The following is a 17891-nucleotide window of genomic DNA, read 5'->3' as shown; positions in this document are numbered from 1 at the left end:
CAGGGTGCCTTTTTCATTGCGATTTGCATAGATTCAACCAAGCGGCGAACAATAAAAAAAGGGAGGTGTTCATATGGCCAGACGCGATGCCGACGTACATACGGGATACAACGACTTAAAGCAAGTGGAAATGTTCGTCGAAACGGCGGAAAAAATGGTCGGTCAAGCGACGATGCAGCTCGATCCGGAGATGCTCAACCACGCTGCAGAAGCGGTCGAAAACGCCCGCCGCCAACTCGCCCGCGCCCGTCAACAGGCGACTGGCGTCGACAGCGACTTTCTCACCCAGTGCGAACAAACATTGGCCCGCGCCGAGCACCAGCTTCGCGAGGCGCAACAATAACCCCATCCGACAGAGCTTCGCTTGCGAAGCTCTTTTCACTGCGCCGAGCACAGAGGGGGGATAGACGGCAGCCGATGTGCGGCCGCTCCCGGACAGCGCCATGTCATGCGGCTTGGCATCGCGCCCGCAAACCGGCTTCCGTTCAGGCCTCCGCTATTGGCGCGGCCGCGGTGGGACGGAAAGCAGCTTCTCCCCGTACCGCCGCATTTGCTCTCCGACCGTGCATTGTTGGATGCAAAACGACTGGGCGTACGTTTTGCCGTACTCTTTGCGGAACGTGCTTTTTAAAAAACAGCCGTCGCAATACGTTTCTTCCAGCCGGGCGATCTGTTCCAATATTTCTTTTCGTTCGTTTCGTTTTTTTTCCATACAACCTTACCCTTTCTCTTCCAATTCCGTGCGGCTCGTGATCAGCTGTCCGTCCAACGCCTGACGGGCGAGCGAATCGGCCTCTTTGTTCTGCTTGCGCGCAATCGGTTCATATACCGGTTGAATGTCGAGCTCGCGCAGTTTCGCTTCGATGCGGTCAAGCCAAGCGTTATAATCATCTTCAAAGCACGGCCAGTCGCCCGACAGCTGCTTCAGCACCACATGGGAATCGCCGCGAAACGTCACCGGCAAATGGCGGACGCCCAGTTCTTCGAGCAGCTGCATGACAAACCAAAAAGCCGCATACTCGGCTTCGTTGTTCGATTTGATTTCCCCGAGCCGGCGGTTGGCGCGCAGCCGGTAGCGGTGGTCGTTTTGCTTATAGTACACGACCGCCCCTGCGCCGCCTTGGGACGTCTCATGATCAAACCCGCCGTCAAAATAGACGACGACCTCATGCGGCTCGCTGGCGATCTCTTCAAGCAGCTTTTTCAGCTCTTTTTTTGACCATGCCACCCCGTTTCGGTCGACAAACTCAAGCGCTTTCACCCGCCCGGTTTTCTCGAAATCATCGGCCAGCATGAGCGCCTCTCTTGCTTCAATCCAATCCGTCAAGAGGAACGTTTCCTGCTTTTTCGGCGTGATATATGTCCAGTGGATTTGCACCTCCAACGTTGTCACCCTTCCGCATCGCCATGATCAAAGCCGGTTTTTATTTTATCACATTTTCGTCCTTGTTCATTATTTAATTATTATGCACGGCAGCCTTCTATTTCAACCGATTTTGACGCCAAAGCCTCGGCTTTTTTCCAAAAAAGTATGTTTTTTTCGCCGCGTTTATGGTACACTAGCGGCTAGCAGCCGATCAACGGGTGGAAAAGACCGACAAGGGGGAGTCGAATTGAAGCAGCAAACCGTCGCTGATTTAAGTTTGTTGGCGGTAACGTTCGTCTGGGGGACGACGTTTGTCGTCGTCCAAAACGCCATTTCCTTTTTGGAGCCGTTGTCGTTTAACGCTGTGCGCTTCAGCCTAGCCGGCTTGCTGCTGCTCGCCTGGGCTGTTGTCCGATCCCGCTCGCTGTTGTCCGACCTTTCATGGCGGGTCATCGGCGCCGGGGCGTGGATGGGGCTTTGGCTGTTTTGCGGCTATGCGTTTCAAACGATCGGGCTGTTGTACACGACGTCGTCGAAAGCTGGATTTATTACCGGGCTGAGCGTCGTGCTCGTGCCGCTCTTTTCCGTTTTCATTTTAAAGCAAAAGCCGACCGCCAACGCCGCCATTGGGGCAGCGCTCGCCGCCTTTGGCTTGTATTGGCTGACGGGCGGAGCCGAGTTGTCATTCAACCGCGGCGACTTGTTCGTCTTTTTTTGCGCTGTTTCGTTTGCCATGCACATTATTGTCACCGGCCGATATTCATCGCGTTATTCGACCGTGCTGCTGACGACAGTGCAAATTTTTACCGTTGCTGCGCTTTGTTTCCTTTTTGCCGTTTGGTTTGAAGATGCCGCCGACATGTGGAACATAGCCGTGCTTCGCCGTCCGGAAGTGTGGGGGGCGCTTGCCGTGACGTCGCTGTTGGCGACGACCGCCGCCTTTTTCATTCAGACGGCGGTGCAAAAATATACAACCCCCACCCGCGTCGCGCTCATTTTTGCCATGGAGCCGGTGTTTGCCGCCTTAACTGCCTATCTCTGGGCCGGCGAGCGGCTGTCGCCGTCTGCCTGGCTTGGCGGCGCTGCGATTTTGGCCGGCATGCTTTTCGCCGAACTGCCAAGCATGCGCCTCTGGGGCAGACGGTGGCGGGAAAAGCGGAACATCCCATCGTAGCCGCAACGATTGCTCTTAGTGAAAAACAGTGAAGCTAAAAGCAGGCTTCCCGATATGGGAGCCTGCTTTTTGTCGTTATTGTTTCACTTTCGCCAATTTTTCGCGCAACACCATTTGCAAAATGCCGCCGTGGCGATAGTAGTCGATTTCGACTTCGCTGTCAAAGCGGACGATGACCTCAAATTCTTTCTTTTCACCCGTATCCGGGTTCGTCGCCGTCACTTTGACGAGGTCGCGCGGTTTGACGTTTTCATCAATGTGGACTTCGAACACTTCTTTGCCGGTCAAACCAAGCGTTTCGGCGTTTTCGCCTTCTTTGAACTGCAACGGCAAGACGCCCATCAAGACGAGGTTCGAGCGGTGGATGCGCTCAAAGCTTTCGGCGATGACCGTTTTGATGCCGAGCAAGAACGTTCCTTTCGCCGCCCAGTCGCGCGAGCTGCCCATGCCGTAGTCTTTGCCGGCGATGACGACAAGCCCAGTGCCGTCTTGTTTGTATTTCATGCACGCATCGTACATCGACATCACTTCGCCGGTCGGCCAGTACGTCGTATAGCCGCCTTCCGTGCCCGGCGCGATTTGGTTGCGGATGCGGATGTTGGCGAACGTGCCGCGCATCATCACTTCATGGTTGCCGCGCCGCGAACCGTACGAGTTGAAATCTTTCGGCTCGACGCCTTTTGAGATCAAATATTGGCCTGCCGGCGTGTTTTTGCCGATCGACCCAGCTGGCGAAATATGGTCAGTCGTGACCGAATCACCGAACTTGCCGACGACGCGCAAGCCGGTGAGAGGTTCAACTTTGCGCACTTCCGGCGACAAGCCTTCAAAGAACGGCGGATTTTGAATGTACGTCGAGTTTTCATCCCATTGGTACAGCGGCTCATCCGTCGTTTCGATGGCGTTCCAGCGCGGATTGCCGTCGAACACGCGCTCATATTCTTTGCGGAACAGTTCCGGATCGACCGCTTGCTTGACGACATTCTTCACTTCTTCCATCGACGGCCAAATGTCGCGGAAATAGACGTCGTTGCCGTCTTTGTCTTTGCCAATCGGCTCGTTCAACAAGTCAATGTCGACCGTGCCGGCGAGCGCATAGGCGACAACAAGCGGCGGCGATGCCAAATAGTTGCCTTTGACAAGCGGGTGGATGCGGCCTTCAAAGTTCCGGTTGCCGGACAGGACGCTTGTCACGAGCAGATCGCTTTCCGCGAGCGCTTTTTCGAGCTCCGGCGCAAGCGGACCTGAGTTGCCGATGCATGTCGTGCAGCCGTAGCCGACAATGTTGAAACCGAGCTGTTCCAGATACGGAAGCAGCCCCGAGTCACGCAAGTAGCCGGTGACGACTTTCGAGCCCGGCGCGAGCGACGTTTTCACGTATTTCGGCACTTGCAAGCCTTTTTCGACCGCTTTTTTCGCCACTAAACCAGCGGCGACAAGCACGTACGGGTTCGACGTGTTCGTACAGCTTGTGATCGCCGCGATGACGACAGCGCCCGTTTTCAATTTCACTTGTTCGCCGTTCAGCTCGACCGTAATTTCCCGCTCCAAGTCCGCTTCCGTCAAGCCAAAGCCTTGGTTGCCTTGCGGCGCTTTCACCGCGTCGCGGAACGACTGTTTCATTTTCGAGAGCGGGATCAAGTCTTGCGGCCGTTTCGGGCCAGACAAGTTCGTTTCAATTTCCGACAAGTTGATTTCCACAACATCCGTAAACACCGGCTCCGGTGCATCCGGCGTGTAGAACAAACCGTTCGCTTTGCAATACGCTTCGACGACTTGAACGTGATGTTCGTCGCGGCCGGTCAAGCGCAAATAGTCAAGCGCTTCAGCGTCGACCGGGAAGAAGCCGCACGTTGCCCCGTATTCCGGCGCCATGTTGGCAATCGTCGCCCGGTCGGCAAGCGGCAAAGTCGCCACTCCTGGTCCGAAAAATTCAACGAATTTGCCGACGACGCCTTTTTTCCGAAGCACTTGCGTCACCTTAAGCGCCAAGTCGGTGGCCGTCGCTCCGTCCGGCAGCTTGCCTGTCAGGCGGACGCCGATGACTTCCGGCACCGGGAAGTACGACGGTTGGCCGAGCATGCCGGCTTCCGCTTCAATGCCGCCGACCCCCCAACCGAGGACGCCGAGGCCGTTGATCATCGTCGTATGCGAGTCCGTGCCGACAAGCGTATCCGGGAACGCTTCGTACTCGCCGTTCTCCCCTTCGACCGCATGAACGACGCTTGCCAAATATTCCAAGTTCACTTGGTGGACGATCCCCGTTGCCGGCGGAACGGCACGATAGTTGTTAAACGCTTTTTGCGCCCATTTCAAAAACTTGTACCGTTCGGCGTTCCGTTTGAATTCCAAATCCATGTTGTACTCCAGCGCATCGTCTGACCCGTAGCGGTCGACTTGCACCGAGTGGTCGATGACGAGATCGACCGGAATTTCCGGGTTGATTTCGTACGGATCGCCTCCCAAATCGGCCATCGCTTTGCGCATCGAAGCCAAATCGACGACAGCCGGCACGCCGGTGAAGTCTTGCAAAATGACGCGCGACGGCTTAAACGGCACGTCGATGTCTTTCATTTCCGGCGTTCCCCATTTCGCCAAGTTTTCGACGTGCTCTTTCGTGATGACGCGGCCGTCGACTTGGCGAAGCACCGATTCAAGCAATACTTTGATCGAGTACGGCAGGCGGCTCACCTGGCCGATGCCCGCTTCTTCAAGCGCTTGCAAACGGTAGTAGTTGTACGTCTTGCCGTTTACAACAAACGAAGAGCGGGCGTTGAACACATCTTGTTTCGCCATATGTATAACCCCCTTCACTTCACAATAATACTATACTATTTTTTCGCACAAAAGTCGAAAAAATAGCATGAATTCTCCCAATCCCCATAAAGTTCGGCACGACTTTATCTTATTATAGAACAGGACAAGTTGTAAATAATGATTTCCAATGTCTCGCCATATTACTTCCTTACCGCGGCAAAAGAGGAATAAGGCGCCCGTTTCGTCGCAAACTAGAAGCGGAGGTGAAACGAATGGCAAAGCGAAAAGCAAACCACGTGATCCCTGGCATGAACGCCGCCAAAGCGCAAGGAATGGGAGCCGGCTACAATGAAGAATTTTCCAATGAACCGCTGACAGAAGCACAGCGCCAAAACAACAAAAAACGAAAAAAGAACCAATAGCATGGCGGCCATTCCGCCATCCCGGACTGCCATAGCATGAAAAAAGGGAATGTCCGCCGCCGGCATTCCCTTACTCATGTTGATTCACTTCATCAACAATCGCCTGCAAATCGCTGCGGAATTTTTCGAGCTGCACGCGCTGCGTTTCCGAGGCAACTTCGAGCGCGTTTTCAATTTGGGCGAACGCCTCGTTTACTTCTTGCCGAAGATGGGCCAGCTGGTGGCCGTAGTCGGCTTGATCACGCACCAAGTGATCGTGCCATTCTTTCGCTTCCATCGTCGCCTTTTGCGCTGCTTGAAACGCCTCTTGCTTCGTTTTATGGTAAACCATGGCTCGTCCCTCCTTCGCAGTCATCGCGGTCGTTCACTACTTATCGTTTCAAACCGGGCGCAAATTATGCGCCGAATAAGCGAAAGCACAACGCCGCATGCTAACGGACAAAGGAGGGACAACAAATGACGAACAAAAACGACGGCAAAGATATGCGCAAAAACGCCCCAAAAGGCGACAATCCTGGGCAGCCGGAGCCGCTTGACGGTTCGAAAAAAGTGAAGAACCGCAATCACACGCGGCAAAAGCACAACACAAGCCACGATATGTGACGAAAACAAGCGGAGTTTCCTTATCTCCGTTTAGCCGCGCCCGGCGGCAGCCGGGCGGGCTGAACGGCTGGTGTCATTATATTTACATAATAAAATTATTGTAAAATCAACAAAGCGGGCGGTCGCTAGAACAGCCCGTTGCCGCCCGCCTTGGGTTCATTCCCGTTGAAGCGAATCATCCTCACCCGGTCAACAAGCCGGCCGACGGCGATTATGATTCGGCTGTTTGCCGCTTGAGCGCTTCATACAGCTCCACGAATTCAGCGGCTAAATCCTTGACCGTGATCGCCGTCATTAAATGATCTTGGGCATGCACCATCAGAAGCGTCACCACCGGCTGCCCGCCGCTCGCTTCTTGTTGCAGCAACGCGGTCTGCAGCCCATGGGCCGCCTGCAGTTCTGCTCCCGCCTGTTCAAGCAGCCTGCGCGCCTCGGCAAATTCCCCTTTTTTCGCCGCCATAATCGCCTCCATTGCATAACTGCGGCCGTTTCCGCCATGAAGAATCAGTTGGAATACAGTTTGTTCATACGTTTGCATAACGCCATCTCCTATAGTTGATAGAATTCACGGTACGTAATTAACTGGACGCCACGCTCTGCGATCTCCTTAGAGAGCGCTGGATCGGTCAGTACAGCCAACTCCTCGATCCGCTGCCGGCAATAAGAGCTTCCCGCAGCAAGAGGGGCGTCCATATAGGCCGGATGGCACATCACTTCTGCCGTCTGCCCGTCGCCAATCCGGTCGATGAGCGTCAAAAAATGGTCCTTTGTCAATCCATCCCCGTAAAAGTCGGGAAAAAAGACATCGACGGTTGCCAGCCGGTGCGGCCGTGTCGTCCGCACCGGACGGATCGGCAGCCGATAGCGTTCGGCCAATTGTTCCACAACCGGAAACACATTCGGGTGCTCATGGACGTGATGATGGCTGTCGATATGCGTGGGAGAGAGCCCAAGCGAGAAAACCCGCTCGAGTTGGGCAGCAAGCTCCCGCTCGATATCGCTGCGCCTAGCGCCAGCAAGCGCCTCTCCACGCCGCGGAAACTCCCCGTTCTCGTTCACAAGCGACGGAACATCGGCCAGCGGCCGGCCGCACGTCAGCACAAAATGAATGCCGACGCCGAGTTCCGGATGTTCCTTCGCCAACCGGGCGGCGTGTTCTGCCGCTGGCATGTTGGCCATCAGCGTCGCCGACGTGACGACACCGTGTTGAAACGCTTCCAAAATTCCGTAGTTGACCCCTTTCGAGTAACCGAAATCATCGGCGTTGACTATGCAATAGCGCGGCATTTCGTTCCTCTCCTTATTTACAGCGAGTGCGTTGTTCCCGCTCCGCTTGAGATTGTTGGATCGGTCTGCTCTTCGGCCGCTTTTTGTTTGTCCCAAATCGAGAAAAATGGATAGTAGATGGCAAACGCGATGAAGAAGTTGACGATTTGCAAAATGCTCCCGGAAATTTTGCCCCCCGTCGCTAAATAGCCACTGATCACGATCGGTGTCGTCCATGGCACGGCCACCCCGCTTGGTTTGGCGACAAGCCCAGTCGCCATCGCCGCGTAGGAGACAACAACAAGCACGACAGGCACGAGAATGAATGGAATGATAAGCAATGGATTCATGACGATCGGCATACCGAACGTGATCGGCTCATTAATATTGAAAATGCCAGGTGCGATCGCGAGCCGCCCTAAGCTTTTCAACTGCCGGCTGCGCGCCCGAAGCATCATGGTCAACGCCAACGCCAATGTCGCTCCTGAACCGCCGATGTAAATCCAAAGATCAAAAAACTGCTGCGTAATGACGTTGGGCAGTTCGGCATTCGGATTTTGCTGGAACACCATCCGGTTTTCGTCCATCAGCGACAGCCAAATCGGCCCCATTACTCCTCCTACGATCGCCGCCCCGTGCAAACCGGTCGACCATAGCAGCTGCACAAGCAGTACAGCGACAATGGCGCCAAATAAACTGCCGCCGAGCACACTGAGCGGTTTGTTTAGAAGCACAGATACAATATTATGGAAACTTTCAAACGGCGTCATTTCCAAAATAAGGCGGGCCACCCAGACAACGACGAGAACAGCGGCCCCCGGAATCAAAGCAACAAAAGAGCGGGCCACTGCAGGCGGCACCCCATCCGGAAGTCGAATGACAATATTTTTTTGGATGATTTTTCGGTAAATTTCCGTCGATGCGATCGCCAAAATCATGGCGACAAACAAACCTTTGCTGCCGACCCATTGCACCGGAATGCCGCCGCTGACCATAATGGCTTCTTTCGCTCCTTCCGGCGTGAACGGCACTTTATACGGAGTTGCGAGCAAAAAAGCGGCAAGTGAAATCGCCCCGGCCGAAAGCGCATCAACTTTGTACTTTTCCGCCAACCGGTAAGCGACGCCGAAGCTGACGACAAGCGCCATAATGTCGAATGTCGCCCCGACCGGATACAACAGCTTATCGAGCCAATGTTCGCCAAACCATTTCGCCATCCATTCGTTATAACCGGGGATCGGCAAAAAACCAATGATTAAAAATAAAGACCCGATAATCAAGAGCGGCATCGACAAAATGATTCCGTCACGAATGGCTTGCAAATGGCGCTGTTCGGCAATCCTGCCGGCGACAGGCATCACACGCTCTTCCAACACACGAATAAACCGATCCATCCGCCCCTACCCCCTGTTTATTTTTTTAACCGCAGCGCAAAGTCCAGCACCCCAGAGCCGTTGACACGCCCGTAGTCAGCTGGATTGATGACATCAACCGGAATGCCGCGCGCCTCACCCTCTTTTTTGAAGGCGGCAAGCTTATAGCGGATTTGTGGACCAATCAGCACAACATCCGCCTGGTCGAGATGACTTTTCGCTTCATCAGCTGACACAGCCCAAATGTTCGCCTCGATCCCTTTTTGCTTTGCCGCCTCCTGCATCTTCGTCACGAGCAAACTCGTCGACATGCCGGCGGCGCAAATGAGTAAAATGTTCATCGCTTTTCTCCTCCTTTGTTTTGTGATCGCCATCTTAAACAAGCAAATTCCATGCCAACAATAAAAAAGCAGTGAAAAGCGAGATCGGCTCATTGTGTGTCAGTCAGCGGCAACTGTGTATTGAAACCGTTTTCAATCGAACGGCGCAAAACAAAGAAGCAGACGCCTTATGTGTCCCGTTTTTGCCGCAGCGAGCGGAAAAAGCGAATAATGTGACACAATTCGTTCTCACCGATGCGAACGCCGTACCGCTGTTCGAGCGGAAACAGCCCCTCCTTCACGATCGTATACAGCGGTTCGTGTTCACGGCAACCACCGTCCGTCCCAGCATCGCTTGATGGTTCACCGGCCAACAACCGATCAAGCAGGCAGCATAAATGAAGGACAAGTCCGGCCATATCGCTGGACTGCGACGGAAACCCGATCTCTTGGCTGATCGACGCGAGCACCGCGCGGATCACCGGAATCGCCCGTCCTGAGGACAGATGGCGAAGATGGCCCTCCAGTTCTCGGGCCATATGCATATACATTTCTTCATCATCGACAAGCGCTTGTATTTCTTTCATGGCTTTCAGACTGAGCACTTCGTCCAAAGCAAAGTGCGGAATCCGTTCATCGAGGCGGAAATGGCTGACGATGGCGACGATTCGAACATGTTTGGCTATGTTTGACAACCTATTTTGCGCTTCTTTTTCATCAACGATATGAATAGGGATAATTTCCCACAATTGTTCATCAAGCTGCAAGTAAGTTTCCAATATATGCTTTAATGCAAGCGCACTTCCTTTTCCCGTCAAACAAGCCGTAACAATCGCCAGCCTATCTTGCTCCGCCCCGTCCTCTTCCCAAAACGGTTGGCGCATATAATATGGCGCAGCGGTTTTCACTTCGTTATAAATGTCGACAAGCGAATAGCCGAGCATCGCTTTGCGGGCGGCTTCCAATACATGCGGCGTACTCGCTAGAGAAATGACTTTCACTGGAATGGCAAGCTCTTTTTCTAAAAAATGGGCAAAAGACACGAGCGATCCCATATCAACAAGCAGCAATGCCCCTTTCGTCGATGCAACCGGCTGCAAGACTGCTTTTACTTGCTCGTAAACTTGTTTCGGGTCCGCATCGAGCGGCATATCGACCGCTTGCACGCATGCGGCTGCCAACAATTTGTTGACGACATCCGCCATAGCCGACGCAACGCCGTTGCCATGCATGATGACAACCACCGCCACCCGCTCTTCCTGTTCCTCCTGTTTTTCGTCACGGTGCGCGAAAAACATGGTCAAAAACCCCGCTTCATCGATGGGAAAATCAATGCGCATCTGTTCTTCCATAAGCTGCAAGCAGTCCAAGGCAACGGCAAACTCTTTTTTATAAGCGGTGCGCACCTGATTGAGCTGTGGGTGGGTCACGGCGTTCCCGGTCCGAAGGCGATTAAGCGCCGTTTGAATATGCAAAGCGAGCGCATACATCACCTTTTCCGGGAAACGGCGTTCCAGTTTGTTCTCCGCGTAGACAATTAGCGCCTCGGTTAATGACAGGACGTCAGGTGCGATCATTTTCTCCAGATCGCAGCGATCGCGAATGCGGCGATGAAGACCTTTCATATACTGCGAAACATAACGTTCAATGTCCATCTCAAGCAGCAAATCCAGTTCATCGCCGGTGACGCCCTGCTTTTTCAACTCACTGTATTTGCGCTCAATATTGTCATAAATCGATTGCTGGTCATCATTCACCAGTTCTGGTCGGCATTCGCCTCCATGCGCTGAAAACACGCACCGACCGTGCGGCAGCGGAAAGGAGGCGGCCTGCGGATGCTTTTTCTCGAGCAACAGCCCGCTTTGCACCTCAAACGACAAGTCAGCGCGCTGGATGCGGACGTTTTCTTTTTTTCCGGTGACATAGTCGGCATACGCCTTGGCGCAAACGAGCTGAATGTCGGCTTTCAGCTGTCCGACGTTGTTTGGACAGGGGTAAAACAAAAAGGCGCGCAACGCATTGGCAGAGACATGAATGTCTTTCCCGAGGCGCACCGCTTCCTGTTGAAAAAATTGCATGACGAGACAGTACCGTTCCTCAAGCGTCCGCTTCTCAAGCGGCGGCAACCAAATATGCATCGGAATGCGGCGACGAAACGTTTTCAGCAAGTTGGATTCCGGGTTTTCAGTCGTTGCGCAAATCAACAGCACATCAGCCGTTCGTTCCGTGTCCGTTTCCCCTAGCCGGCGGTAGACGCCGCGGTCAATAAATGTAAACAGCATCTCCTGACCTTCCGCCGGCAGGCGGTGCACTTCATCTAAAAATAAAATGCCTCCATCCGCCTTCTCAAGCAGCCCTTTTTGTTCATGCGCTCCCGTGTACGCTCCTTTCCGGATTCCAAACAGTTGCCCAAGCAACAGTTGCGGGTTGTTGGCGTAGTCAGCACAGTTAAAAGTCACAAACGGCGCCCCCGGCGGAAAACGGCCAGTTGCGACGGCAAATTCATGGAGCAACTCGGCAAACATCGATTTCCCCGTCCCAGTTTCCCCGACAATCAGCATCGGCAGTCCTTTCGGCGGATACAAGAGGGCAGCTTTGCCCTGCTCGATGGCCATGGCCAAACTCGGCTGTTCGGCGGCAAGCCGGTCCAACCGCGGCGCTGTCGCTCTATTGCCGGCGACCGCAAACCGCACCGGCCTTCCCGGCCGTTTTTGCACTTTTCCTTCCCTCCACAACCGATTCAAATCGCGGCTGACGTTAGCTCGATCCAATCCGAGAGCGTCAGCTAGCTCCTCTGCGCTCGCCCACGACTCTCCGCTCTTCTTCCACTGACACAGCGTGTTATAGATGAGATCGATTCTTTTCACGATCGCTCCCCTCCTCGTTACACACATTCGCAGCCGCCGGTCGAAATTCCTGCCGAATCGTGATGAAACAACGCCGGCCCGCCGCTATGCACAAAACAAAAGAACGAGGCCTTATTCGACCCCGTTCATCTCGTGAAGACATGGTGCCCGATGCGAATCGTCACCGGACGCGACAACATCCATTTGTCTTTTGTGATTTTCGGATTGTAGAAATAAAGCGAGCCGCGGCGATCGTTTGGGAATAAGGCTAGCGCCTTGTCGACCGCCTCGTAATCCTGCTTGGTCGGCTGAATGCGGGTCAATTTCCCCGTTTTGGCTGGTACAAACGCATAGCCGGATTTCGTTTTTTGATAAATGACGCCGCGCACCGTCTTTGGAAACTCCGGATGCTTTGTGCGGTTTAAAACCACAAGCGCCACTTCCACCTTGCCGGCAAACGGCTCGCTCGAACCGGTCTCCGCTTGCACAAGCTGGGCGAGAAGCTTCCGGTCAGCAGCGCTTAATGAGATCGATTTCTTCTTTGCCGGCGCCGAAGCCGATCGCTTCGCCGCAGCCGGCACTTTCAGCCTTTCTCCGGCATAAATGGCATCGCTTTTTAAGTGATTTAACAACTTTAACGAAGCAACCGTAGTATGATATTGTTTGGCGATCTTCGACAACGTATCCCCTTTTTTCACTTGATAGTATGTATACGAGCCAGCCGCTTCCGCCGACAGCCCATGAGAGCTTAACGCCATACAGCAAATGATCGTGAGCGCTGCGATCGTTTTTTTCACTCTGCGCATCCCCCTCATCGTTGCCTTTTGGCTTTTTTTCTTTGTTTACTAGATTAGCAGGCAAAGAAGGGAACGTCACTGTATATCTTTTCCATACAAAGCGGCCGGCGGCTTTCCATCCATTGGCGCTGTAAGGCGGGACAAGCTTTTTTACAGTTGCATTACAGTTGCGTTACACTTCGTAACAAGCCGCCGTTTGAAACTTGCCAAACAGCAAGCTTTTCGACATAATAGTAGAAGAATCTTGCCTATGGCAAAACAGTTGATCATCATGTTGGGGTGGGGATCGTGCTGACCGGATGGTTTCTTTGGTTTATTTTGCTTTGGGTCGTCTTTTTGCTTGTCATGATGTCGATCGGCGGCTTTTTCATGTTCCGCAAGTTTTTGAAGCGGCTGCCGAAAGAAGATGGAAAATCGGAGCTCGACTGGCAGGAATATTACATTGAACAGACGCGCCATTTATGGGGGGAAGAAGAAAAAGCGCTGCTTGAGGAATTGGTTCGCCCTGTGCCGGAATTGTTCCGCGACGTGGCGCGGCAAAAGATCGCCGGCAAAATCGGCGAGCTTGCGCTCAAGGAGCAGGCGCCGCGCATCACACGCGACTTGCTGATCCGCGGCTACATCATCGCAACCCCCAAGCGCGACCATAAGTTTTTGATCCGGACATTGCAGGCGAAGAACATCGATCTCGCCCCTTATAAACATTTATTGGAAAGCCGCTGACGTTCCGCCTTTCGTCTAAGGCTGACCAGCGGCTTTCGTCTGTTTCAGCATGAAAAAAGCGGCCCAAACAAGCAGCTTTTTAGGCCGGGACCGACGACTTCAGCTCCGTCTGCGGGACAATTCCAGGGAAGCGAAGTGAAGTGGCTTGGCGCAACAAAAAAGGGAGCTGTCCATCAGCGGGACAGCTCTTTATGTCAGCACTGGCGGTTTCAGCTGCGCCGCCAGCTTTCTATACGAAACGTACATCGCAATCCGCCATGGGACGATCATCGAAAACGCGAGCAAATAAAACATGCCGCTTAACTGGCGGTAGTCGATCGTTCGTCCTAAATACGTTTTCAAGCCAAGACGAATGACAATCAGCCCGAGCAAAATCCAAATAAAGGATTTTGAGCGTTTCAAATAAATATCGCTGCCGCGGATTTCAAATTTCGACGTTTTAATGAGAAACAGCGAGAAAAACAGGCCGAGAATGACCGCTTCGATGAGCTCCCCGCGCGTAACGCGAAAGACCGGATCGATGAACATCAGCGCCCCGGTGCTCATAAACAGCGGCGGCAAAATAATTTTTTTGGCATTCGTCGGCTTTTCCGACGCCTTCATGCGCACAAAAAAGATGAAAAACGCCATCACAACGGCGATGAGCGATGTAATGAACGCCAAAGCCATCACCTTCTTCCGACAAAATTCACGGACAACGCTATTATAGCAAAAACCGCTCCGCTTGCCTACCGTCCTCTAAAGCCGCCCCCGCCTTCGCCAAACATCGCGCTCGCTTCATCCCTCTCGCTTGCCAAGAGGAACGCAGCCAGATGTCTTCCAGCGGTCATAAGCCGGCGCCTTCCTATGCCGTACGGAGCCGAAGCCCGCTTACAAAAGACGGGCAATCGCCTCGAGCACGCGGGTTTCTTCAAACGGCTTGACGATGAAGTCGGCCGCTCCGGCTTCAATGGCCTCAACGACCATACGCTGCTGCCCGAGCGCCGAGCAGATGATGATTTTCGCCCCGGGATCGATCTCCTTAATCGCCCGCACCGCTTCAATCCCATTCATGACCGGCATCGTAATGTCCATGATGACAAGATCGGGGCGCAGCCGGCGATACAGCTCGACCGCCTCTTTGCCGTTTTCCGCCTCACCGGCTACGGTGTGATCCGTTTTTTCCAATATGCGCGCCAGCGTTACCCGCATAAACTTCGCATCGTCAGCAATTAAAATGGCAGCCATCTTTCCATCGCCCTCTCCTCAACGATATTCCTCCAACAACAGCCCGCACAAAGGGCGGCTCCATCGCCGCTAAAAACCAGTAAATCCGCCAAACAAGCTTGTCGTATAAGCAATCAGCTTTGTCATCCAGTCAAAGTACAAAACGACGCCCATCGCCACCATGACATAGCCGCCCGCCTTCATGATGGATGCGCTATGGCGGCGGATCCATTGCAACTTGCCGATAAAAAACGACAACATGAAAAACGGAACGGCAAATCCGAGCGTATAAGCAAGCATATACACCATTCCTGAGCCCGGGTTGGTGGCGGCTAGAGCGACAACCGCCACCAAAATCGGCCCCATGCACGGCGTCCAACCGGCGGCAAACGCCATGCCGATCAGCACGGAGCCGACATATCCCGATGGCCGTTCACGAAACGAAATGCGCCGGTCTTTCAGCAAAAACGCCGGCTTCCACAGCCCGGCGACGACGAGGCCGAGAGCGACGATCACGACCGCGCCGATTTGCCGGATCGCATCTTGATAATCAACAAACAGCCTTCCAAGCAGCGAGGTGCCAAAGCCAAGCGAGATAAAAATGAGCGAGAAGCCGAGCAAAAAGCAAAGCGTATGCCATAAGCTGCGGCGGTTCAGCATCGCGTTTTCCTCTTTCAACTCGCTGACCGACACGCCGGTGATATACGATAAAAACGCCGGATAAAGCGGCAAGCAGCACGGGGAAATAAACGACAAAAACCCGGCGCCGAACGCTAAAAATAGATTGAGATCATTCATTGGTGAACCAGCCCCTGCTTTTTTACTTTTTATTTTAGCAGAATTCCTTCTTCCCGTAACGTGTTTCTCATTGTTCCTGGTCAATTTTTCTATTTTCCATTTTTGCGTTCACTGATAAAATAGTATAAAGCACCATACACAATACTTCAAGCAAAGGACGGTCGATTCGTGCCAAAATGCAAATTGTTGACCTTGATTGAACAAAAGCGGATGGAGCTTGTCGACACGGTGGCCAAAACGGGGTTAAACTCCGCGGCGGCCATGAAAATCAGCAAAGAACTTGACACGTTGCTCAATGCCTATCAACGCGAACAAACCAAGCGGCGAAAGCAAAGCGCCTCCCGCTAGGCGGGATGTGGCGCTTTCTTCTTTTTGTTCCAAGCAGGGGCGGCAAAACGCCGCCATTTACGCATGGACGTCGACAAGGCCGTTTTGCAGCAAGTACATTTGGTAGTAAAGCCCTTTTTGCGCCAGCAGTTGCTGATGCGTACCGCGCTCGATGATTTCGCCGCGGTGGAGGACGAAAATTTGATCGGCGTCTTGAATCGTTGATAGACGGTGGGCGATGACGATCGTCGTCCGCCCTTTCCGCATGCGCATGAGCGCATCTTGAATCGCTTCCTCTGTTTCAGTGTCAATATGGGCGGTCGCCTCATCGAGCACCAAAATTTTCGGATCAGCAGCGATCGTGCGAGCAAAGGAAAGAAGCTGGCGCTGACCGCTTGATAACGTCGCCCCGCGCTCGGCGAGCACATGGTCGTAACGATCGGGCAATTGCTCAATAAACGCATCGGCCTGCACGAGCCGAGCGGCCTCCTTAATGGCTTCGTCGTCCAGTTCCTGATTATACATGCGAATGTTCTCTTTGACCGTCCCGTAAAACAAAAACGGATCTTGCAAGACAAGGCCGAGGCGGCGGCGCAGCTCGGCGCGCGAGTAATCGCGGATCGACCGGCCGTCAAGCAAAATATCGCCGCGGTCAAACTCATAAAAGCGCATGAGCAAGTTGATGATCGAACTTTTGCCGCTGCCGGTATGGCCGACAAACGCGACCGTCTGACCTGGACGGATGACAAACGACAGCCGTTTCAGCACATCCCGTTTGCCGTCGTAGGAAAAGCTGACATCCCGAAATTCGATTTCCCCGCGCTCGATCACATGCGGCGACCAATTTGGATTGGCCGGCGCCTCTTCTTGATGATCAAGAAGGGCAAACACGCGAGAGGCGGAAACGATCGCCTGCTGGTAAAGAGACAGGCGCATCATCATTTGCGTCACCGGTTCGAAAAAGCGCTCCAAATAGTTGACAAACGCATACAGCACGCCGATCTCAACTGGGCCATCAAGCGCCGTGATGCCAAAAAAGCTGAGCACGACCATGATCGACAGCATATACACCACATCGATCGCCGGTCGAAGCAGCAGCCCATCGAGGTGGATGTTTTTCATTCCCGCCTTGTAATGCGCTTCATTGACGGCGGCAAACTCTTGATATAAACGGCGCTGCTGGCGGAACGCTTGAATGACGGCCATTCCTTGCAGCGATTCGTTCAATTTGGCGTTCAGTTCGCTCAGCCGTTCGCGCATCTCTTGATAAAACACCGAGCTGTAGCGTCGGTATGTGTGCATGATGAACGCGATCGCCGGGAGGATGAACAGGCAAAACAACGCAAGCTTAGCATCAAGCGAAAACATGGCGACAAACACGCCGATGACAAACAATCCGTTTTGCACAAAGGCCGCTAGGACGCTGATGAACATGTCCTTGATCGCTTCTGTATCGTTCGTCACCCGCGAAACGATGCTTCCGCCCGGCGTCCGGTCAAAATAGCTCATCCCGAGCCGGTGCACTTTCGCAAACACATCCATCCGCAGCGCTTGAATGACGTGCAAAGCGAGCCGCTGAAACTCGACAAGCTGGAAGTAGGAAATGATCGTTTTCAAGACGAGCACGCCGAGATAGGCGGCGGCCAGCGCCGCCACCGGTCCAAAAGCAAGGCGGCCCGGCGCCAAATAGTCGTCAATGAACACTTTCACCAAATACGGGCCGGAAAGCTCCCCGGCCGTTGCCAACAGAAGAAGCGTAAACGCAAGCGCAGTTTCTTTTTTGTATCTTCCCATATAAGCGAGCAGCCGCCATAAAACGCGCCGCTGCTCTTTTGTTGTCAACCATCGGTCGTTCATCCACTTCCCCCTATTTCACAAACAACTTGTATTTTCAAGCTTTTCGCTCCGCTCGT

Annotated in this window: 20 protein-coding genes; 6 read left to right on the top strand and 14 right to left on the bottom strand. The window is 53.6% G+C overall.

The window, feature by feature from the left end; all coding sequences use genetic code 11:
• The first annotated feature begins 73 nt into the window (after positions 1-73).
• Complete coding sequence (locus tag GYMC52_RS06540) at positions 74-343, top strand: DUF2564 family protein (protein WP_013523469.1); 270 nt, start codon at positions 74-76, stop codon at positions 341-343.
• A gap of 153 nt (positions 344-496) precedes the next feature.
• Here the strand turns inward: GYMC52_RS06540 and GYMC52_RS06535 are convergent, their stop codons facing one another.
• Positions 497-712, bottom strand: a complete 216-nt coding sequence (locus GYMC52_RS06535) for a zinc-finger domain-containing protein (RefSeq protein WP_013523468.1) — start codon at positions 710-712, stop codon at positions 497-499.
• A gap of 6 nt (positions 713-718) precedes the next feature.
• On the bottom strand, positions 719-1384 hold the full coding sequence (locus GYMC52_RS06530; RefSeq protein WP_013523467.1) for a ribonuclease H family protein: 666 nt from the start codon (positions 1382-1384) through the stop codon (positions 719-721).
• 229 nt (positions 1385-1613) lie between these two features.
• On the opposite strand from GYMC52_RS06530, the gene GYMC52_RS06525 reads away from it, so the two are divergent.
• Complete coding sequence (locus GYMC52_RS06525) at positions 1614-2540, top strand: DMT family transporter (protein WP_013523466.1); 927 nt, start codon at positions 1614-1616, stop codon at positions 2538-2540.
• A 75-nt stretch (positions 2541-2615) separates the two neighbouring features.
• On the opposite strand, the gene acnA is transcribed toward GYMC52_RS06525, so the two are convergent.
• Positions 2616-5336, bottom strand: a complete 2721-nt coding sequence (gene acnA / locus GYMC52_RS06520; RefSeq protein ID WP_013523465.1) for an aconitate hydratase AcnA — start codon at positions 5334-5336, stop codon at positions 2616-2618.
• Between the two features lie 233 nt (positions 5337-5569).
• Between acnA and sspO the strand changes: the two genes are divergently transcribed.
• Positions 5570-5719 (top strand): small acid-soluble spore protein O, encoded by a 150-nt coding sequence (gene sspO / locus GYMC52_RS06515; protein WP_008879509.1) that lies wholly within the window; start codon positions 5570-5572, stop codon positions 5717-5719.
• Positions 5720-5789: 70 nt separating this feature from the next.
• On the opposite strand, the gene GYMC52_RS06510 is transcribed toward sspO, so the two are convergent.
• A complete protein-coding gene (locus tag GYMC52_RS06510) occupies positions 5790-6050 on the bottom strand; it encodes a hypothetical protein (RefSeq protein WP_013523464.1) in 261 nt (86 codons plus the stop codon).
• Between the two features lie 125 nt (positions 6051-6175).
• On the opposite strand from GYMC52_RS06510, the gene GYMC52_RS06505 reads away from it, so the two are divergent.
• Positions 6176-6322 carry a small acid-soluble spore protein P gene (locus GYMC52_RS06505; RefSeq protein WP_011230843.1) on the top strand — a complete coding sequence of 49 codons (147 nt, stop codon included), beginning with the start codon at positions 6176-6178 and terminating at the stop codon, positions 6320-6322.
• A gap of 211 nt (positions 6323-6533) precedes the next feature.
• Here GYMC52_RS06505 and GYMC52_RS06500 read toward each other — a convergent pair whose 3' ends face one another.
• The 6 genes from GYMC52_RS06500 to GYMC52_RS06475 form a co-directional block, all read right to left on the bottom strand.
• On the bottom strand, positions 6534-6860 hold the full coding sequence (locus tag GYMC52_RS06500; protein ID WP_013523463.1) for a PTS lactose/cellobiose transporter subunit IIA: 327 nt from the start codon (positions 6858-6860) through the stop codon (positions 6534-6536).
• Positions 6861-6871: 11 nt separating this feature from the next.
• Entirely contained in the window at positions 6872-7609 is a 738-nt protein-coding gene (gene chbG / locus GYMC52_RS06495; protein ID WP_013145673.1) for a chitin disaccharide deacetylase, read from the bottom strand.
• A gap of 17 nt (positions 7610-7626) precedes the next feature.
• Positions 7627-8982 carry a PTS cellobiose transporter subunit IIC gene (celB, locus tag GYMC52_RS06490; RefSeq protein WP_013145674.1) on the bottom strand — a complete coding sequence of 452 codons (1356 nt, stop codon included), beginning with the start codon at positions 8980-8982 and terminating at the stop codon, positions 7627-7629.
• Between the two features lie 17 nt (positions 8983-8999).
• Positions 9000-9302 (bottom strand): PTS sugar transporter subunit IIB, encoded by a 303-nt coding sequence (locus GYMC52_RS06485; protein ID WP_013145675.1) that lies wholly within the window; start codon positions 9300-9302, stop codon positions 9000-9002.
• A gap of 167 nt (positions 9303-9469) precedes the next feature.
• Positions 9470-12148: a sigma-54-dependent transcriptional regulator gene (locus GYMC52_RS06480; RefSeq protein WP_013523462.1), complete on the bottom strand. Its 2679-nt coding sequence runs from the start codon at positions 12146-12148 to the stop codon at positions 9470-9472.
• Between the two features lie 125 nt (positions 12149-12273).
• Positions 12274-12942, bottom strand: coding sequence for a cell wall hydrolase (locus tag GYMC52_RS06475; protein WP_173346435.1), 669 nt, complete (start codon positions 12940-12942; stop codon positions 12274-12276).
• A gap of 270 nt (positions 12943-13212) precedes the next feature.
• On the opposite strand from GYMC52_RS06475, the gene GYMC52_RS06470 reads away from it, so the two are divergent.
• A complete protein-coding gene (locus tag GYMC52_RS06470) occupies positions 13213-13647 on the top strand; it encodes a DUF2621 domain-containing protein (RefSeq protein WP_011230841.1) in 435 nt (144 codons plus the stop codon).
• 189 nt (positions 13648-13836) lie between these two features.
• On the opposite strand, the gene GYMC52_RS06465 is transcribed toward GYMC52_RS06470, so the two are convergent.
• From GYMC52_RS06465 to GYMC52_RS06455, 3 genes are all read right to left on the bottom strand, one after another.
• Positions 13837-14316 (bottom strand): CcdC family protein, encoded by a 480-nt coding sequence (locus tag GYMC52_RS06465; RefSeq protein WP_020278238.1) that lies wholly within the window; start codon positions 14314-14316, stop codon positions 13837-13839.
• A 201-nt stretch (positions 14317-14517) separates the two neighbouring features.
• Positions 14518-14874, bottom strand: coding sequence for a response regulator (locus GYMC52_RS06460; protein ID WP_011230839.1), 357 nt, complete (start codon positions 14872-14874; stop codon positions 14518-14520).
• A gap of 69 nt (positions 14875-14943) precedes the next feature.
• Positions 14944-15651, bottom strand: a complete 708-nt coding sequence (locus GYMC52_RS06455; RefSeq protein ID WP_013523461.1) for a cytochrome c biogenesis protein CcdA — start codon at positions 15649-15651, stop codon at positions 14944-14946.
• A gap of 168 nt (positions 15652-15819) precedes the next feature.
• Between GYMC52_RS06455 and GYMC52_RS06450 the strand changes: the two genes are divergently transcribed.
• Positions 15820-15999 carry an aspartyl-phosphate phosphatase Spo0E family protein gene (locus GYMC52_RS06450; RefSeq protein WP_011230836.1) on the top strand — a complete coding sequence of 60 codons (180 nt, stop codon included), beginning with the start codon at positions 15820-15822 and terminating at the stop codon, positions 15997-15999.
• A 57-nt stretch (positions 16000-16056) separates the two neighbouring features.
• On the opposite strand, the gene GYMC52_RS06445 is transcribed toward GYMC52_RS06450, so the two are convergent.
• Complete coding sequence (locus tag GYMC52_RS06445; protein ID WP_013523460.1) at positions 16057-17835, bottom strand: ABC transporter ATP-binding protein; 1779 nt, start codon at positions 17833-17835, stop codon at positions 16057-16059.
• Positions 17836-17891: the final 56 nt, after the last annotated feature.

This window comes from Geobacillus sp. Y412MC52 (genome assembly GCF_000174795.2).
Lineage (GTDB): Bacteria > Bacillota > Bacilli > Bacillales > Anoxybacillaceae > Geobacillus > Geobacillus thermoleovorans.
This window is presented reverse-complemented; position numbering and strand designations above follow the sequence as displayed.

Excerpts from the sequence above, each read along its gene's own strand:
- GYMC52_RS06475 (WP_173346435.1), bottom strand. The coding sequence starts at position 12,942 with ATGAGGGGGATGCGCAGAGTGAAAAAAACGATCGCAGCGCTCACGATC.
- sspO (WP_008879509.1), top strand. The coding sequence starts at position 5,570 with ATGGCAAAGCGAAAAGCAAACCACGTGATCCCTGGCATGAACGCCGCC.
- GYMC52_RS06460 (WP_011230839.1), bottom strand. The coding sequence starts at position 14,874 with ATGGCTGCCATTTTAATTGCTGACGATGCGAAGTTTATGCGGGTAACG.
- GYMC52_RS06505 (WP_011230843.1), top strand. The coding sequence starts at position 6,176 with ATGACGAACAAAAACGACGGCAAAGATATGCGCAAAAACGCCCCAAAA.
- GYMC52_RS06485 (WP_013145675.1), bottom strand. The coding sequence starts at position 9,302 with ATGAACATTTTACTCATTTGCGCCGCCGGCATGTCGACGAGTTTGCTC.
- GYMC52_RS06540 (WP_013523469.1), top strand. The coding sequence starts at position 74 with ATGGCCAGACGCGATGCCGACGTACATACGGGATACAACGACTTAAAG.
- GYMC52_RS06535 (WP_013523468.1), bottom strand. The coding sequence starts at position 712 with ATGGAAAAAAAACGAAACGAACGAAAAGAAATATTGGAACAGATCGCC.
- acnA (WP_013523465.1), bottom strand. The coding sequence starts at position 5,336 with ATGGCGAAACAAGATGTGTTCAACGCCCGCTCTTCGTTTGTTGTAAAC.
- GYMC52_RS06500 (WP_013523463.1), bottom strand. The coding sequence starts at position 6,860 with ATGCAAACGTATGAACAAACTGTATTCCAACTGATTCTTCATGGCGGA.
- GYMC52_RS06465 (WP_020278238.1), bottom strand. The coding sequence starts at position 14,316 with ATGGCTTTGGCGTTCATTACATCGCTCATCGCCGTTGTGATGGCGTTT.
- chbG (WP_013145673.1), bottom strand. The coding sequence starts at position 7,609 with ATGCCGCGCTATTGCATAGTCAACGCCGATGATTTCGGTTACTCGAAA.
- GYMC52_RS06445 (WP_013523460.1), bottom strand. The coding sequence starts at position 17,835 with ATGAACGACCGATGGTTGACAACAAAAGAGCAGCGGCGCGTTTTATGG.
- GYMC52_RS06510 (WP_013523464.1), bottom strand. The coding sequence starts at position 6,050 with ATGGTTTACCATAAAACGAAGCAAGAGGCGTTTCAAGCAGCGCAAAAG.
- GYMC52_RS06455 (WP_013523461.1), bottom strand. The coding sequence starts at position 15,651 with ATGAATGATCTCAATCTATTTTTAGCGTTCGGCGCCGGGTTTTTGTCG.
- celB (WP_013145674.1), bottom strand. The coding sequence starts at position 8,982 with ATGGATCGGTTTATTCGTGTGTTGGAAGAGCGTGTGATGCCTGTCGCC.